Below are 17513 nucleotides of genomic sequence, written 5' to 3'. Positions count from 1 at the left end.
ACCGACCTCCACTTTTGCAAGGAGCATGGCGGGCGCGGTCAGCTTGCGCAAAGGCAGTGATGATCCGGTCTGCGCCTTGCCCCGGTTCGCCGGGGTGGCACCACGGAAAGGCGGCGCTCCCCAATATGTCGTTCTTTCCGGGGGCAGCCTTCACGGCGCTTTTGGTGCCGGGTTCTTTCTGGGCTTGCAGGATCACGGCGCACTTCCCCCTGAACCCGATGTCGTGACCGGGGTCAGCACTGGGTCGTTGCAATCGACATTCCTGTTCCTGGCGCGCCAGCCGGCCCCGGCCGACCGGAAATACGGCTGGATCGGAGGCCTTGCTACCAAGACTTTGCCCGGAGCCGACAACAGCGCGCCTTTGAAGGGCGGGCGCTCCAACATCGAGGATCTGGCGCTCGCCTACAGCATCAGCAAGGAAGGCGACATTCTCTCCATCGTCCCGTTCGGCGGCATCGGCATGCTGATCGAAGGGTCGAAGGGCAACCTTGCCCCGTTGCGCAAGCGGCTGCTGGAGCTGATCACGCCGGGAACGATCGATGAAATCGCGGGCGAAGCCTGTCGCGGACGCAAGCTTTTCGTCGGTGTCACCGATGTCGACGATGGCCATGGTTATGCGCTGGACCTCACGGCCCTCGCGCTCAAGGCTTATGTCGGGGAAAAGCCCGACCAGCGCATGACCGAAGTGCGCCGTGCCTATGTCGAGGCGCTGTTGGCGTCCTCGTCCGTGCCTGTCGGTGCCAAGCCGGTCAGCCTGCGGACCCGCGAATTCGATCCGGCCCCGGCGGAGGTCAGCACCATCCATCTCTATATCGACGGCGGCGCCCGGTTCGGGGTGTTCCTCGATCAGATCCGCGCTTCGGAAAGCATGGCACGCGTCGGCGGGGCACCGGGGGGAGAAGGGGCCGTCACTCTGGTCGTCAACACCAGCCTTGCCATGCCGCCGTGGCAGGAGAGCGATGCAGCCGGCCACGCCCCTCGCGCGCCGAAGGACAAATGGTCGCTCGTCTCGCTCGCCTTGCGTGGGATCGATGTGATGGAAAATCAGGTCTATCAGGCTTCGGTGGCGTCGGTCATGCACGATGCCGGGCATCTCGATTACGCAACCTTGTCCAATGCGGGGATCGTCGAAAACGGCAAGCCTGCCGAGACGCCCAACGAGCATGTCTATGACGGGAAGACGTGCAAGGAATGGCACGATGCCGATACCGCCGACATGCATCCGGTGCAGTTCTATCCGCGCTACATGGCCTGTCTTCTCGACTATGGGCGGCGGCGCGGACAGCTTTCCGAATGGAACCGTTGAAGCCCAGTTTGGGGCAATGCCATTTTCGCGCGCGGGAATGACATTTTTAGACGCGACCGCCGGGCCTGCTGCACCTTACCCCTTGTTTTGTCATGGTGCGCATCGCTTCCCTAGCCTGGTCCCGCTATTCGGCTCTCTCGCTTTTGCGGGGCGCGATCGGCGGGCATCGCCACTGGGGGCGGGCATGGCGCGCGGCAGAGCCTGCGCCATCCTATGACGTCGTTGTCATCGGCGGGGGTGGGCATGGTCTGGCGACGGCCTATTATCTCGCCGCCGAACACGGCATCCGGCGTGTCGCGGTTCTGGAGCGCGGCTGGATCGGGGGCGGCAATACCGGCCGCAACACCACGATTGTGCGGTCCAATTACCGCCAGCCCGAATTGCAGCGATTGTTCGAATATTCGCTGAAACTCTGGCACGGGTTGTCCGACGAACTCAACTACAACACCATGTTCTCGCCACGCGGTGCGCTTTTCCTGGGCCACAGCGATGCCGACATGATGCGTCTTGCCGAACGCGGCGACGCGATGCGGGCGATGGGGCTGGATGCAGACCTGATGAGCCCCGACGAGGTCGCGCGGCTGGTGCCGTTACTCGACATGTCGAAAGAGGCGCGCTGGCCCATTTTCGGGGGCCTGATCCAGCGACGGGGGGGAACCGCGCGACATGACGCGGTGGCATGGGGTTTCGCGCGTGCGGCCGATGCATTGGGCGTCGACATCATCGAGAATTGTGAGGTTACAGGCTTTCTGCGCGACGCGGACCGGGTGACCGGGGTCCGCACCACTCGTGGCGACATTGTCGCGGGGCGAACGGGAATCTGTGTTGCCGGAAACAGCGGCCATGTCGCCGGGCTTGCCGGGATTCGCCTGCCGATCGAAAGCCATACGCTTCAGGCCTGGGTGACCGAAGCGGTCAAGCCGATGATTGACACGGTCGTCATGTCACAGACGCTCCACTGCTATTTCTCGCAAAGTGACAAGGGCGGGATCGTCGGTGGCGGCGATCCCGATTTCTTTCCAAGCTATGCCCAGCGTGGGGCTCCGATCCGGCTGGAAGAGTCGATTGCGCAGGCGATCGCGCTCGTGCCTGCCTTTGCGCGCCTGCGCATCCTGCGCACATGGGCGGGGGTCACCGACATGAGTTTCGACGGCTCCCCGATCATCGGTGAAATGCCTTTGCCCGGCCTCTATCTCAACGGAGGCTGGTGTTACGGCGGGTTCAAGGCAACGCCGGGTTCCGGGCGGCTCTATGCGCACCTGCTCGCGACTGGGGAGAGCCATCCGGTCGCCGCGCCCTTCGACCTTGCTCGCTTTGCCCAAGGGCGGACCATCGACGAGGCCGGGGCCGGTCCGATGCCGCAGAACCGTTGAACAGGGGGCGCTTGCGATGATGCTGATCCCATGCCCTCACTGCGGTCCGCGCGTGCAGGAGGAATTTGCCTATGAGCGCACGCTCGACAGTGTCGTTCGCCTCGATGACGGGCCCGTGACAGCGATGAGCAGGCTCTATACCCGCGCCAATCCGCGTGGGGAGGAGATCGAGATCTGGAGCCATGTCCATGGTTGCGGACAATGGCTGCGGCTGCGTCGTGACCGCGTCACTCACGCGATTTCCGACGTGGAGGCGATCTGATGCGGCACGGATCGGGCGTTCGCGCGGGGAAGGTGCCCTTCACGTTCAACGGGCAGGCCTACTGGGGGCAGGAAGGCGATACGCTGGCCGCCGCGCTTCTGGCCAACGGCGTCAAAGTGGTGGCGCGCAGTTTCAAATACCATCGTCCGCGCGGGATCATGGCTGCGGGAGTGGAGGAACCTTGCGCGCTGGTGACGGTGGGCGACGGGGGACGCCGCGAACCCAATACGCGGGCAACCGACGTCTTTCTCTATCCCGGTCTCGTGGCGACAAGCCAGAACGCGTGGCCTTCGCTCTCGTTCGACATCGGGGCAATCAACGGGCGTCTCTCGGGGCTGATCCCGGCGGGGTTCTATTACAAGACGTTCTTCGGGCCACCGTCGCGCTGGATGCTTTACGAACGCGTGATCCGTCGGGCGGCCGGGCTCGGCAAGGCGCCGGTCGAGCCCGATCCCGATGGATATTGCCACCGTGCCGCCTTTGCTGACGTGCTCATCGTGGGGGCAGGTCCCGCCGGTCTTGCCGCAGCTTGTGTGGCCGCTGAAAGTGGCGCGCGGGTGATTCTGCTCGAACAGGATGCCCTGCCGGGGGGCAGCCTTCTTGCTCATGCGGTTTCCATCGACGGCGTACCCGGTGCAGAGTGGGCGCGGGGCATGGTCGATCGCATTCGTGCAGCCGGAGGCCGGGTGCTGTTCCGCACGACCGCGACAGGGTATTGGGACGACAATTTCATCACGGCGGTCGAGCGGCTGGCAGAACCGGGGCAGGTCCCTTCGGGGCCGGTGCAATGCTTGTGGAAGCTACGCTGCGAGCGGGTCATTCTGGCGACCGGCGCGCTCGAGCGGCCATTGGTCTTTGCCGGGAACGATCTGCCCGGCGTGATGCTGGCGAGTGCAGCCCAGACTTATGCGGCGCGTTATGGCGTTGCACCGGGACAGCGGGCCGTCGTCGCGACGTCCCACGATGCCGGGTATCGCGCAGCCTTCGCGCTCGCTGATGTCGGGGTTGCGATCGTTGCCGTGCTCGACACGCGATCCGATCCGGTGGGGCCCTTGGTTCACGCTGCGCGTTCCCGCTTTCCGGTTCACACTGATGCCCGCGTCCTGTCCGCGCGCGGACGCAAGGGTGTGCTGGTCGGGCTGGAGGCTGCGATCGGCGGGGGCAGGCAGACGTTCGCGGCAGACCTTCTCGCCATGTCGGGCGGGATGAGCCCGGTTCTGCACCTGCACCGACAGGCTGGGGGCGCACTGGTACACGATCCCGTGCGCGACGCGTATCTTCCCGGAGAGGGGCGGCAGAACCATGTCTGCGTCGGGGCGGCGACCGGTGAAGGGGATCTTGCGACGATCCTGTCCGACGCGCTTTGCCGCGTCCCTGTCGAGGACCCGTTGGGAGCGGCGGGGGCGGCTTGGCCTGGGCCGGTCTGGCGACAGGAAGCACGGGGCAAGGCTTTCGTCGATTTTCAGCATGACGTGACAACGGCCGATCTGGCCCTCGCGCAACGCGAAGGGTTCGTTTCGAGCGAGCATGTCAAACGCTATACGACGCTCGGCATGGGCACCGACCAGGGCAAGACCGGAGCCATGGTTGCCCTGGCTCAGATGGCCGACTTGCGCGGTGTCGCCTTGCCCGAGGCGGGGCTGACGACATTTCGTCCGCCTTATACGCCGGTGACCATGGCCGCATTTGCAGGGACCATGCGCGGCGATCATGCGGGACCGATCCGCCGCCTTCCTCTTGCCGCGATGCACGAGGCCTTGGGTGCGCAATGGGTTCCGGCGGGTGTGTGGATGCGCCCGCGTGCCTATCCCGCACCGGGAGAGACTATCGGCGAAGCGAGTGTGCGCGAGGCGCGGATGGTGCGCAACCGGGTCGGCATCGTCGATGTTTCCAGCCTTGCCAAGTTCGAGATCGCCGGGCCTGACGCGCTTGCGCTGGTTCTGGCGGTCTGTGCAACGCCGGTTTCCAAACTCGCGGTCGGACGCGGGCGCTATACCGTGATGTTGCGCGAAGACGGCATGGTCATGGATGACGGGACCGTCTGGCGTGTGGCGCATGATCGCTGGCTGGTGACGAGTTCGACCGGAGGAGCGGCCCGTATGGCGCGTCACTGGACCTATGTGCGCGACGTGCTCCTCGACGGAGCGCGGGCGGCGGTCGTCGATGTCGGCGAACGCTGGGCGGGCATCGCTCTTGCGGGACCCAGCGCCTGCCGCGTCCTGACAGGGCTGATCAATGCGGCGGCTCCGGCGCATATGGGGCTCGTCGACGCCACGATTGCCGGTGTCCCGGTCCGGGTGCTGGCGGCAAGCTACAGTGGGGAGCGCGCGTTCGAGATCCATGTCGCCGCCCATCGCGTGGGGCCCGTTTGGCAGGCGCTCCATGCGGCGGTCGTGGAGGCTGGGGGCGGTGTCTATGGCCTTGATGCCATGGATCATCTGCGGGTGGAAAAGGGGCATGTGGTCATCGGTGCCGAAGCCGACGGGCGGACCACGCCTGCCGACCTCGGGATGGGGGGCATGCTGCGTAAGGCGGGCGGGTTCGTCGGCTGGCAGGGGCTCATGCGTCCCGCGTTGAGCGAGACAGCGGGGCGCCGCCACCTTGTCGGCATTACCGCGCTCGATGACGAACCTCTGCCCGAAGGAGCGATGCTGGTCATGCAAATCGGTGAAGAGCCGCAAGGGCATGTAACGACCGCTGCGCCGCGCATTGCTGCGGGCGAGGGGGCATGGATCGGCCTTGCCCTGCTGACCGACGGCGTCGCGCGGCACGGAGAGATCATGGTCGCCTGGTCGCCTGTGCGGGACAAGGCCGTTCGCGTGTGGGTGGGGCCGCCGATGTTCCACGATCCCGAAGGGGTGCGCTATCGTGACTGACTTGATCCCGTCCCCGGCCGATGACCTCGTCGCGCTCGACCTCTGGCGGGGAGAGGACGTGGCCCGGCTTGAGGCTGTTCTCGGCTTTGCCTTGCCGGGGCCGGGAAAGGCAGTGCCGGTCGGGTCTGGATATGTCCTTCGCGTCGGGCCGTGGCGATGGTGGCTCGACGGGGACGGCTTCGATGGCGGGGCGATCGCCTCTGCACTGGGCGAACGGGGCGTCATCACGCCGCTTGGTGGGGCATGGCGCCGCGTCCGACTGGTGGGCGATGATTGGCGCGGCCTGCTCATGCTCTCGGGGCTTTTCGATGCGGAGGTTTCGTCCTTCGGTCCGGGTTCGGTCGCCTCGACGCTGTTGTGTCACGCCCCGTGCTGCGTCCATGTCCTTCCGGACGCGGTGGCGGAAGTCTACGTGCCGTCGAGCCTTGCCGAACATTGCTTTGCCGAATGGGAAAAGGCGGGATGGAAAATACGGCTCGCTGCGCCCGCCATCTGGTCAGCGTGACGATCAAGGATTAGGCACGGCGACGAAGTGAGGCGGATCAAGGGGAGTTCTCGGGAATGACGCATGCGAAACTCCCTGCTGCACCGTCCAACGGGTTTTCCTGGGCAGGACTCGGTGCCGTCGGGTTCCGGCAATGGTATGTGCTGGCTCTGCTGTCGCTCGTCTACGCCCTCAATATCGCAGATCGCTATGTCATCACGACGGTGATGGAGTCGATCCGGCTCGATCTGCATCTCACCGACAGTGCGGTGGCCTTGCTGACCGGCGTGGCGCTGGCGATTTTCTATGTCAGCATCGGCATTCCCATTTCCGCGCTGGCCGACCGCTATAGCCGCCGCAACATCATTGCTGCCGCTTTGGTGATCTGGTCCGCGCTGACGGTCTTTACCGGTTTGTCGCGGACGTTCACGCAAATGCTGTTGGCCCGTGTCGGGGTCGGCATCGGGGAAAGCGGGGGGACGCCGCCTTCGACGTCGATGCTTGCCGATTGCTTCCGCGCGCGTCAGCGGACCATCGCGATGACGATCTGGACGCTGGGGGCATCGCTCGGGGCCTGGCTCGGAGCCGATGTGGCCGGGCGGGTCGCCGACAGCTTCGGATGGCGGGCGGCGTTCCTTGCCATGGGTGTTCCGGGGCTCGTTCTCGGGATCGTGATCTTCGTGACTGTCCGCGAACCGGTTCGCGGGGCGATGGACGGTGACGAGCGGCGGGGAACCACGGCCGCCGTGCGCCGCGCCGAACGCAAAGTGCCGCTTGCCCGCACGTTGAAAGTCATTCTCTCCCAACCCGCGACGATGCACCTGATGATGGGCGGGGCCGTGACGGCGCTGTGGGGCTGGGGCCTCATGTGGTGGACGCCGACCTTCCTTCAGCGCGCCTATCACCTGACCGCCGGACAGGCCGGGGCCATTCTGGGGCCGATGCACCTCATCGCGGGAAGTGCGGCCACGATCGGGACCGGGCTGTTGATGGCGACCGGCCCGATGGCCAATCCCCGCCGGGTCCTGTGGATGATGGCGATCACGGTGGCGGTGATGACGGTGCCGTCGTTCTTCGTTTACTGGACGCACGATCTGGCGACGGCGAAGCTGTGCCTGTGGATTTTCATCCCGGCCATGTATTTCTACATCGGCCCCTCGTTCGGGCTGCTCAACAATGTCGTTCCGCCGCAGATGCGCGCGACGGCGAGCGCGGTCACGCTGCTCATGGCCAATATCGCCAATCTGGTGGTCGCGCCGCAATTCGTCGGCTTCGTTTCCGACCATGTCGCGGGGCAAGGTGGTGCAGACGCGAACTCGCTGCGCTTTGCTCTTCTGCTGCTCGCGCCGACCGGATTGTGGGCGGCCTATCACTATTGGGCGGCAATCAGCCGGATCGAGGCCGAGGCGGAAAGGCTTGCTGCGACCGAACTTTGACGGATTTGCCTTTTCGTCATGTCGGGATAAAAACGGGTCAACCGTTCGACCTTTTCGAAAAGGAATCCGTCGCGCATGGCTTCTCCGGGGACCCCGACCTTTGATCAGCTGCGCATTTTCCTGGCCATTGTCGATACCGGCAGTTTCGCGGCGGCCGGACGCAAGCTCAACCGCGCGGTCTCGGTCATCAGCTACGGCATCGCCAATCTGGAAGCGCAACTGGGGCTTACGCTGTTCGAGCGTGAAGGCACGCGCAAGCCGCAGTTGACGGTTGCGGGACGGGCTCTTCTTGCCGAGGCGCGCACGATCTCGGCCGGACTGGATGGCCTGAGAGCCAAAGTGAAAGGGCTTCTCGACGGGCTCGAGGCTGAAGTCGATCTTGCGGTCGATGTCATGCTGCCCGCCGAACGGCTCGGGCGCGTGCTGCGCTCTTTTTCCGAGACGTTTCCGACGGTGCAGTTACGCCTTCATGTCGAGGCTCTCGGCGCTGTCGCGGCATTGGTTCTTGATGGCACAGCCTCGATTGGAATCTCGGGGCCGCTGGCGATGGGAGTCGAGGGTGTTGAGGCAGTCGCGGCGGGATCGACCCTGATGGTGCCGGTTGCGTCGCCCAACCATCCGCTGGGCCGGATGTCGTCCATTCCCCCCGGCGTTGCGCGCGATCATATTCAACTCGTGCTGTCGGACCGATCCCGCTTTACCGAGGGGCGCGATTTCGCAGTGCTCAGTCCCAAGACATGGCGGCTTGCGGACCTTTCGGCCAAGCACGCCTTGCTGCGCGAAGGGGTGGGGTGGGGTAACATGCCGCTGCCGATGGTGGCATCCGATCTCGAAACCGGCGCCCTCGTTCGGCTGAACCTGCCCGATCACACCGGCGGGCGCTATCGTCTCTCGGGGATCTGGCGGCGCGATTTGCCACCCGGTCCCGCCGCGCGCTGGTTGCTCGACCAGTTCGTCGAACTGGGACATGACGATCACCCCGATGCACTGCTCGCTGAACTGTAGATCTCGATTTCTTTCATTCAGAACAGGGCTTCGTCCAAAGCCTATAGGGTAAACACGTAATCGCCAAACCTTCCCATATTCAGCAGTTTGGAGGCACGAAGTTCCTCCAAGAGGACTGACGGGACATGTTGAGGCGGATCTCCATCGATCAGGTCGAACTGGGGATGTTCATCCACCGGCTTGAAGGGAACTGGTTCCGCCACCCGTTCTGGAAATCACGTTTCCTTCTGCTCGACGATGCAACTCTCGAAACACTTCGGGGCAGCTCGGTCCGGACTGTGCTTATCGATACCGAAAAGGGTGTCGATGTGGTGGAGGAGCCCGAGGTCGTCGTGACCGAGGCTGCAGGTGTCGCTGGAGGCGTCGCGAACCCCACGCCGGTGATGCCCCCACCGCAAAGAGCGGGCGCGATGCGGGCGCGGGCTGCCTTGTCGGACGAGATCGTCAAGGCCGAGCGGCTCGCCCGGCAGGCGGGCAAGGCGGTCAATCGCCTGTTCCTTGAAGCGCGCCTGGGCAAGCGGGTTGCCGCCGGTGATATCGAACCTGTCGTCGACGAGGTCTATGCCTCGATCCAGCGCAATATCTATGCCTTTCACGGCGTTCTGCGATGTCAGAGCGATCAGTTGCATCTCTATCGCCATGCGCTGGCGGTTTGCGCATTGATGGTTGCGCTTGCTCGGCGAATGCAGCTTTCGGCGGAAGAAACGCGGCAGGCGGGGATGGTCGGGTTGCTGATGGACATGGGTCTTGCGCATCTGACCGCCGAAGCGGGCGTTGCCGATTACCGCGATCTGCCCGACGAGATCGGCGAAGGGCATGTCCTGCACGGGCATGTCCTGCTTAAAGCGGCGGGCGACATTCCTCCTGCGGTCATCACCGGTTGCCTGCAACATCACGAACGCCTCGACGGCAGCGGCTATCCCCATGCCTTGCGGGGAGAGGAAATCGGCTCATTCGGTCGCATGGCCGCGATCTGCGACCTTTATGACAACATGGTCTGTGGCCTGTCCGGACATGCCCTGGTCGATCCGGCTCTGGCCGTGGAGCGATTGCGCGCGATGTGCGACGTTCTCGATCAGGACATGTTGTCCCGTTTCGTCGAGGCCGTGGGCGTCTATCCGATCGGATCGTTCGTGCGCCTTCGCTCCGGGCGGCTCGCCATGGTCGTGGACGAGGATCTGCACGACCCCGGATTGCCGGTAGTGCGCGTCTTCGCTGGGCCCCGGGACGCAACCGGTCATCTGCCGCAGATCCGGCCGGAACTGATCGCCCTGGCGCATTGTTATGGCGAGGATGCCATCGATGCGATTGCAGATCTCGACACGACCGATCTGCCTCCGGTCGAACACTTGCGCGAGATGCTGATGGCCGGGGCACGGCGCAGTTCGGGCGCTTGACGGCAAGACCGTCGCCACAGGACCAAAAAAATGGCCAGCCAGTTGCCCGGCCGGCCTTGGAAGTTTTGGGAGAGGATGCCTGAAAGGCCTGCTCCAAATGGTTGATCAGCGGTCCCGGTGCAAGTGAGAAGCGGGAAATTCCGGTTGCATGATTTGCAACTATATGGCCGATGTTCGCGGAATCTTGGATGCAATCCTATGAAAGTTCTGTATAATTATCGGTGAAATGGTCGTCCGCCTGTTCAAAGGGGCATAAGGCGCTCTTATCCTATGAGACCTTGTTCGCTTCTGCCGGGGCAAGGAGATCGAGAGCCAGTGCTTCGGCAACCTTGATTCCATCGACCGCAGCCGAAAGAATCCCTCCGGCATATCCGGCCCCTTCGCCTGCAGGATAAAGACCGCGCGTGTTGATGCTCTGGAAATCGGGCCCACGGCGAATCCGCACCGGTGACGAAGTCCGGGTTTCAACGCCGGTCATGATGACGTCGGGGTGATCGTATCCCGGAATCTGACGGCCAAAGACCGGAAGCGCTTCGCGGATCGAGGCGAGGACGTAGTCGGGAAGGCACTGGGCCAGATCGGTCAGGTGGACGCCCGGCTTGTACGAAGGCACGACCGTGCCGAAATCTCCCGAGGATGCACGCCCGGCAAGGAGGTCGCCGACTTTCTGTCCCGGCGCGCGATAGCTGCCGCCGCCCGCGACAAAGGCGAGGCTTTCCCATTTTCGCTGGAACTCGATGCCCGCAAGGGGGCCGCCGGGATAATCGCGCGAGGGATCGATATCGACGACAAGGCCCGAGTTCGCATTGAATTCCGCGCGGGAATACTGGCTCATGCCGTTGGTGACGACGCGATCCTTTTCACTGGTCGCGGCAACCACGCGTCCGCCCGGACACATGCAGAAGCTGTAGACCGTGCGCCTGGTCGAACATTGATGGGTCGCCGAATAGGCCGCCGCGCCGAGGATCTTGTTCCCCGCAAATGTGCCGTAGCGCGCCCGGTCGATCCAGCTTTGCGGATGTTCGATGCGCACGCCGATGGCAAAGGGTTTGGCCTCGACGTGGACGCCGCGAGCATGGAGGACGCCGAAGGTGTCGCGTGCAGAGTGACCAACCGCCATCACGACATGTCGCGCGGGCAGGAAGCTGCCGTCGGACAAGTGGAGGCCGACCAGCTGGCGTTGACCGCTTGCGTCCTCTTCGACTTCGAAATCCTCGACGCGCGTCTGGAAACGGTATTCGCCGCCCAGTTGCTCGATGGTTTCGCGCATGCTCATGACCATGGTCACGAGGCGGAACGTCCCGATATGGGGATGCGCTTCGTAAAGGATGTCGTCGGGCGCCCCCGCCTTCACGAATTCGACCAGAACCTTGCGACCGAGGTGGCGCGGGTCCTTGATCCGGCTGTAGAGCTTGCCGTCTGAAAAGGTGCCTGCGCCGCCTTCGCCGAACTGCACGTTTGATTCCGGATCGAGCACCGAGCGGCGCCACAGGCCCCAGGTGTCCTTGGTCCGCTCGCGCACGGCTTTGCCACGCTCGACGATGATCGGACGCAGCCCCATCTGCGCAAGGATCAGGCCTGCCAGCAATCCGCAAGGCCCGGCGCCGATCACGACCGGACGCGGTCCGTCCCAGCCTGCGGGAGCCATGACCGGAAAACGGTAGGCGGTGTCGGGCGTTGGCCGCACATCCTTGTCCCCGACATGACGGGCGGCAACCGCCTCTTCGTCGGAAAGCGTCACATCGATGGCGTAGACGAGCTGGATCGCGCTTTTGCGGCGGGCGTCGTTACCGCGCTTGGCAATGCTGTAGCGGACAAGGCCGGGGCGCTCGATTCCGAGCCGGTCGCAGATCGCGGCTTCGAGGTCGTCGGCGGAGTGGTCGAGCGGGAGCTTGAGTTCGGTCAGGCGAAGCATGGATGTCTCCTAGACAAGCATGCGGCCAAGGGGAAGGCGCGGTTATCCGCTTCCCCCCGCAAGGATCGTGTCGAGGATGGCCGGGTGCAACGGTTGTTCGAACCGGCAGCCCGCCTCGAAATTGTCGACCCACACGACGCTTGCCTGCCGCGGGGGTAATCCCGGTAGGGTAATCCACAAGGTTTCGCCGACACGCAGGCGTTCCGGGGTGGAGAGCCGCGCGCCATCGCACGAGAGGTCGAGCGTCGCGCCGACCATGCGCACGGTCGATCGCCGATATTGCACTTTGGCTTCGATGCGGGAACGCTCGGCCCGCCGCCGTTGCGCGAAGGGGGAAGGGTCATCGTCGGTATTGCCCATCGCACACCTCGCAGGGGGTCGAAAGTGGAGAAGCAGCCCTCTTCCTATCATGAAGTTTTCTCCAAGATGAAGAAAGAGTTGGCGTCTCGGGCAGAACTCGTTTTTCTTGAGGCAAGGCAGGATGATGGTGCTGCCGTCTCTTGCCATGTTTCTGGAGGTTCCATGCTTCGTCCCGGTCGTCTTGCCATGGGTTCGTTTTGCGGGCTCGGTCTTGTTCTTGCCGCCGGTGCGCTGACGACGGTCCCTGCCGATGCAAAGCCGAGTTCGGCGTCGGGGGGAACCGGCGTCAATGCGGCGGCGCTGGCCGTTCATCGTTCGCTGCTGACGCTCGACACCCATCTCGATACACCGGCCTCGCTTGTCATTCCGGGCTGGTCGATCATGGTTCGCCACGATCCCCGCACCGATTATACGCAAGTCGACCTGCCCCGGATGAAGCAGGGCAATCTGGGTGGCGGGTTCTGGGCCGTCTACACGCCGCAAGGGGCGCTCGATCCGGAGACGACGCGGGCAGCGCGTGATTCCGCGTTCATGCGTGCGGTTGCCATCCGTGAAATGGTGGCCGCACATCCTGCCTCTTTCGCCCTTGCCGACAAGGCGGCCGATGCCGCGCGGATTGCCGCGAGCGGACGCCGGGTGGTCTATCTGTCCATCGAGAATGCTTGGCCGCTGGGCGACGACATTACCCTGTTGCGGACCTATTACCGTCTGGGCGTGCGGATGTCGGGCTTTGCCCATTTTCGGAACAACCAGTTCGCCGACAGCGCGACGGACAAGGAAAAGTGGGGCGGACTGAGTCCGGCGGGCAAGGGCCTGTTGGCCGAAATGAACCGACTGGGCGTGGTTGCGGACCTGTCGCACAGTTCGGACAAGGCGTTGGAAGACGCGCTCACCTTGTCAAAGGCACCGATCATCCTGTCTCATTCAGGATGCCGGGCCGTGTTCGATCATCCACGCAATATCGACGATGCTCACTTGCGCGTGCTGGCAGCGAAAGGCGGCGTCATCCAGATCAACTCGGTCTATGTGAAAGCGTCGGCGCCCAATCCCGCGCGCGAGGCGGCGATGAAGGCGCTGGAGGAAAAGTACCCTGAGAGCCGCAATCTCTCCCCGGCCGAACGCGCGGCGTACCTTGCCGACCGGCGCGAGATTGACCGGCGCTATCCCGAAACCGGGCGCGCGACGTTCGACGACGTGATGGCCAACCTGCTTCACGCGATCAAGGTCGCGGGTGTCGACCATGTCGGCATCGGCGCCGACTGGGATGGTGGCGGCGGCGCGACCGGTTTCGAAGACGTGACGTATCTGCCCCGGATCACCGCAGCCTTGCTCAAGGCGGGCTACACGCGCGAGGACATTGCCAAGATCTGGTCGGGCAATGTCCTGCGCGTGTTGGCTGCGGCAGAGGAAGAGGCTGCACGCGAAGCCCGGGCAGGGTGACGCGTCAGCGGATTTCCGCTTTGAGGCCGAGATGATTGGCGAGTGCCTTGAGATCGCGTTCGGCGCCATCGTTGATGAGGGGCCGGATCGGGGGCTGTACGGTGAGGACCAGGCGGTCTTCCTCGACCGCAAGATGGCTGCCGGAAAGGGCAGGCGCGGTACAGCCGGTGAAACGGCGGCATAGCCGGGTGGCAAGGCCCCAGGCCTGAGCTTCGCGCAGGGTGCTTGCCGAAATCAACGAAGTCAGGCGCGCGGGAATCTCGAGCTTGCCGGTATGGGCGATCATGGCGACCGCCAGCATGATGCGTTCGCGGGTTCCGGCCCCGACCCAGCGTTTGCGCAAGGCCCAGTTGCGGGCGATCTCGCTGCGCAAGTTGGGCTCGACCGTGGCAGCGGCAAGGCACAACATGGTGGCCGCGAGGCGAAGGCGTTCGCGCCGCTCGCTTCCTTCGGCAAGGCGGGCCGCAACGGTCCAGCCCGCGACCATTACGCCGATGTTGGAATGGACGCCCAGTTCTTCGACGAAGGCGGACATGCCCGCGACCAGCGGGTCCTGTCCGCGCACGGCGGCAGGCATGTCTTCGTAAAGGACGCCTTCGCGCAGCCCCCAGGCGGAGAAGACGAGTTTCCCCGGTTCGAGGCATTCGATCAGCACCGCCAGCAGTGCCGCCGTGTCGGGAAGGCTGTTCATGCGGGCAGTGGAAAGGCCAGGGAGCGGTGAAAGCGTGTCGACCTTGCGTCGGGCGAGTGCCTTGGCAAACTTGATCGCCTCGGGCGCATCGAGCGCGAAGCCGTGGGGGTCGTCGATCGGCCATTTCATCTGGGCCATCGCATAGCGGGCAAAGGCCCGCAGCGAGCCGCCGACGAGATAGAGCGTGGCGCCCGGTTCCGCTGCCCAGTCCGCCTTTTTCAGGGCCTTTTCGACAGTCTGGGCAAAGATGCGGTCGCCCCCTGCGCGCAAGGCACTGAGCCGCAATGTGCCCAAGGGCATCGAGACGCCGTGGCGGCAGGAATCGCCGTCGATATCCACCAGTTCGAGACTGCCGCCGCCGAGGTCACCGACAATCCCTTTCGCACCCGGAAAGGCGCCGAGGACGCCGTGGGCGCTCGTGACCGCTTCCTCTTCGCCCGACAGCAGGCGTGGCGCAAAGCCGAGGGCTGCGACCTTTTCGAGGAATTCGCCACCATTGGCCGCGTCACGTGCCGCAGCGGTGGCAACGACGTCGATCCGTTCCACGCCCTTGAGTGTCAACAGCGTGCGATAGCGGGCGAGCGCCGCAAGCGCGGCAGCCGAGGCGCGTTCAGACAGGAGCCCGGTTTCCGCCACGCCCTTGCCAAGGCGAGCGGTCACTTTTTCATTGTGCAGCACTTCGGGAGCCCGCAGCGGCCCGCCATAAATGACAAGCCGCACGGTATTCGATCCGATGTCCACGATCGCGCGGGGAGAAACGCGGCGGGGACGGCGCTCGGGGTGGCTCATGACGTGCTCAGGCGGTTGTCGCGCCGCCACGGCGCAAGGCGAGCTTGGGCACTTTGCGTCCCTTGGTGAGCGCGGCGCCACGGCCGGAAAGCGATGGATTGGTCATGAAATAACGATGCACATTGAACGGTTGCGGTCCCGGATCGGTTCGGCGGTAGTTACCATGAGCGTCAAGCTGCCAGCTTTGTTCGGTGTCAAGAAGATTGGCGAGCATGACCTGATCGAGCACCTGATCGTGGACGGTGCCGTTGCGAAGGGGAACAAGGACTTCGACCCGGCGGTCGAGATTGCGGGTCATCCCGTCGGCAGAGGAAATGAACACCCGCGCCCGCTTGTTGGGCAGGGCCGAGCCGTTGCCGAAGGCCCAGATGCGGCTGTGTTCGAGGAAGCGGCCGATGACCGACTTGACCGAGATCGTCTCGGACAGCCCCGGAACGCCCGGTTTCAGGCAGCAGATGCCGCGCACGACCAGGCTGATCGAAACACCTGCCTGGCTGGCGGCGTAAAGCCGGTCGATCAGGCGGCTGTCGGTCAAGGCGTTGAGCTTGGCCCAGATCGTCGCGGGTTTGCCTGCCTGTGCATAGGCGATTTCGCGATCGATGCATTCATAGAGCCGGGCACGCACGCCACCGGGCGAAATCGCCAGCATCTCCATGCCCTTGGGTTCGATATAACCGGTGATGAAATTGAACAGCAGTCCGGCATCGCGACCAAAGCGCGGGTCGGCGGTGAAAAACGACAGGTCGGTATAGATGCGGGCAGTGATCGGGTGATAATTGCCGGTGCCGAAGTGGCAGTAAGTCCGGTATTCGTCCCCTTCGCGGCGCACGACCATCGACACCTTGGCATGGGTTTTCCAGTCGACGAAGCCGTAGATCACCTGAACCCCGGCGCGTTCGAGCTGGCTTGCCCAATGGAGGTTCTGCTCTTCGTCGAAACGGGCCTTGAGCTCGACGACTGCCGTCACCGACTTGCCCGCTTCGGCGGCGGCGATCAGCGCGGCGATGACCGCCGATTGCTTGCCCGCGCGATAGAGAGTCTGCTTGATCGCGACGACATCGGGATCGGACGCTGCCTGATGCAGGAAGTCGATCACCACGTCGAAGCTTTCGAACGGATGCTGGATCACGATGTCCTTTTCGCGGATCGCCGCGAAACAGTCGCCATTGTGTTCGAGAACGCGCTCGGGATAACGCGAGCTATAAGGCTCGAACTTGAGATCGGGACGCTCTTCGTCGACGAGAGCTGAAAGCCCGCTCATCGACAGGGGGCCGGGTGACTTGATCACGATGGCATAGTCGAGCCGCAGCTTTTGCCGGAGCATCTGCTCGGCTTCGGGATCGAACTGGTCTTCGAGTGTGAGCAGAATTACCCGGCCGCGTCGGCGCCGCTGGATCGCAGTGCGGAAATAGCGGACGAGATCCTCGGCATCTTCCTCGATCTCGATGTCGCTGTCGCGCAGGACGCGGAAAATGCCGTGGCCCTGAATGCGGAAGCCCGGGAACAGGCGAGAAGCCTTGCGTCGGATCAGTTCCTCGATCCCGATCCAGGTCGCGGGTTGTCCGGGCAGACGGACGAAGCGGGGAAGGGCGGGCGGGACCAGCACCATTTCATTGACTTCGGCCCCATCGGCAATGCGGACCAGCGAGAACAGGATCCCGCTGCCCTGATTGGCGATGAAGGGGAAGGGGTGCGCAGGGTCGATTGCCTGCGGCGTCAGCGCGGGCAGGACGTGGCGCTCGAAATAATCAGCGAGGAATTCGCCTTCGCTGCGGTCGAGCTTGCGCCCTTGAATGAGGCGGATACCCTCGGCTTCGAGCAGGGTGCACAGCTCGGTGAAGATGTCGTATTGCGCCTTGACCAGATCGCTGATGGCGCCGTGAATGCCCTGCAATTGCTGGCTGGGCGTCAGGCCGTCGGTCGAGACCTCATCAATCTGCCGCCGTACTTGCGCGGCAAGGCCCGCGACGCGGACCATCATGAATTCGTCGAGGTTGTTGCCCGAGATCGAGAGGAAGCGAAGCCTTTCGAGCAAGGGGTAATTCGGATTCTGCGCTTCGGCCAGCACGCGCCGGTTGAAGCTGAGCCAGCTGAGTTCGCGATTGAAGAACCGATCGGCGGGCAGCGGACGCGGAGGAGCAGCGACCGGAGGTTCGGGGCTTTCCCCAACTTGCATGGG

The 17513-nt window shown here is 64.2% G+C and carries 13 protein-coding genes; 9 read left to right on the top strand and 4 right to left on the bottom strand.

Features of this window, described 5'->3' with window-relative positions; all coding sequences use genetic code 11:
- Positions 1 to 25 precede the first annotated feature (25 nt).
- The 8 genes from Y88_RS04860 to Y88_RS04825 all read left to right on the top strand — a co-directional run bounded on the left by Y88_RS04860 (position 26) and on the right by Y88_RS04825 (position 10139).
- Positions 26 to 1306 carry a patatin-like phospholipase family protein gene (locus Y88_RS04860; protein ID WP_018075354.1) on the top strand — a complete coding sequence of 427 codons (1281 nt, stop codon included), beginning with the start codon at positions 26 to 28 and terminating at the stop codon, positions 1304 to 1306.
- Between the two features lie 92 nt (positions 1307 to 1398).
- Positions 1399 to 2679, top strand: coding sequence for a sarcosine oxidase subunit beta family protein (locus tag Y88_RS04855; protein WP_008066797.1), 1281 nt, complete (start codon positions 1399 to 1401; stop codon positions 2677 to 2679).
- A gap of 16 nt (positions 2680 to 2695) precedes the next feature.
- Positions 2696 to 2941 carry a sarcosine oxidase subunit delta gene (locus Y88_RS04850; RefSeq protein ID WP_008066796.1) on the top strand — a complete coding sequence of 82 codons (246 nt, stop codon included), beginning with the start codon at positions 2696 to 2698 and terminating at the stop codon, positions 2939 to 2941.
- Positions 2941 to 5817 carry a 2Fe-2S iron-sulfur cluster-binding protein gene (locus Y88_RS04845; RefSeq protein ID WP_008066795.1) on the top strand — a complete coding sequence of 959 codons (2877 nt, stop codon included), beginning with the start codon at positions 2941 to 2943 and terminating at the stop codon, positions 5815 to 5817. The genes Y88_RS04850 and Y88_RS04845 overlap by 1 nt, the downstream gene beginning before the upstream one ends.
- A complete protein-coding gene (locus tag Y88_RS04840) occupies positions 5810 to 6322 on the top strand; it encodes an aminomethyltransferase family protein (RefSeq protein WP_018075356.1) in 513 nt (170 codons plus the stop codon). Before Y88_RS04845 ends, Y88_RS04840 begins: the two co-directional genes overlap by 8 nt.
- Positions 6323 to 6378: 56 nt before the next feature.
- The gene (locus tag Y88_RS04835; protein WP_008066793.1) at positions 6379 to 7737 is read left to right on the top strand and encodes a spinster family MFS transporter; all 1359 of its coding nucleotides are present in this window, start codon (positions 6379 to 6381) and stop codon (positions 7735 to 7737) included.
- Positions 7738 to 7812: 75 nt separating this feature from the next.
- Entirely contained in the window at positions 7813 to 8742 is a 930-nt protein-coding gene (locus Y88_RS04830) for a LysR family transcriptional regulator (protein ID WP_008066792.1), read from the top strand.
- A gap of 125 nt (positions 8743 to 8867) precedes the next feature.
- Positions 8868 to 10139, top strand: coding sequence for an HD-GYP domain-containing protein (locus Y88_RS04825; protein WP_008066790.1), 1272 nt, complete (start codon positions 8868 to 8870; stop codon positions 10137 to 10139).
- A gap of 268 nt (positions 10140 to 10407) precedes the next feature.
- Here the strand turns inward: Y88_RS04825 and Y88_RS04820 are convergent, their stop codons facing one another.
- On the bottom strand, positions 10408 to 12054 hold the full coding sequence (locus Y88_RS04820; protein ID WP_008066789.1) for an NAD(P)/FAD-dependent oxidoreductase: 1647 nt from the start codon (positions 12052 to 12054) through the stop codon (positions 10408 to 10410).
- 42 nt (positions 12055 to 12096) lie between these two features.
- Positions 12097 to 12414 carry a PilZ domain-containing protein gene (locus tag Y88_RS04815; RefSeq protein ID WP_008066788.1) on the bottom strand — a complete coding sequence of 106 codons (318 nt, stop codon included), beginning with the start codon at positions 12412 to 12414 and terminating at the stop codon, positions 12097 to 12099.
- 162 nt (positions 12415 to 12576) lie between these two features.
- Here Y88_RS04815 and Y88_RS04810 point away from each other — a divergent pair, with 162 nt between their 5' ends.
- Positions 12577 to 13854 (top strand): dipeptidase, encoded by a 1278-nt coding sequence (locus Y88_RS04810; RefSeq protein WP_008066787.1) that lies wholly within the window; start codon positions 12577 to 12579, stop codon positions 13852 to 13854.
- Between the two features lie 4 nt (positions 13855 to 13858).
- On the opposite strand, the gene Y88_RS04805 is transcribed toward Y88_RS04810, so the two are convergent.
- A complete protein-coding gene (locus Y88_RS04805; protein WP_008066786.1) occupies positions 13859 to 15334 on the bottom strand; it encodes a Ppx/GppA phosphatase family protein in 1476 nt (491 codons plus the stop codon).
- A 7-nt stretch (positions 15335 to 15341) separates the two neighbouring features.
- Positions 15342 to 17510 (bottom strand): RNA degradosome polyphosphate kinase, encoded by a 2169-nt coding sequence (locus Y88_RS04800; protein WP_232280914.1) that lies wholly within the window; start codon positions 17508 to 17510, stop codon positions 15342 to 15344.
- Positions 17511 to 17513: the final 3 nt, after the last annotated feature.

Source organism: Novosphingobium nitrogenifigens DSM 19370, assembly GCF_000192575.1.
GTDB lineage: Bacteria > Pseudomonadota > Alphaproteobacteria > Sphingomonadales > Sphingomonadaceae > Novosphingobium > Novosphingobium nitrogenifigens.
Note: the sequence above shows the minus strand (reverse complement) of the source record. Positions and strands in the feature narration are given on the sequence as shown.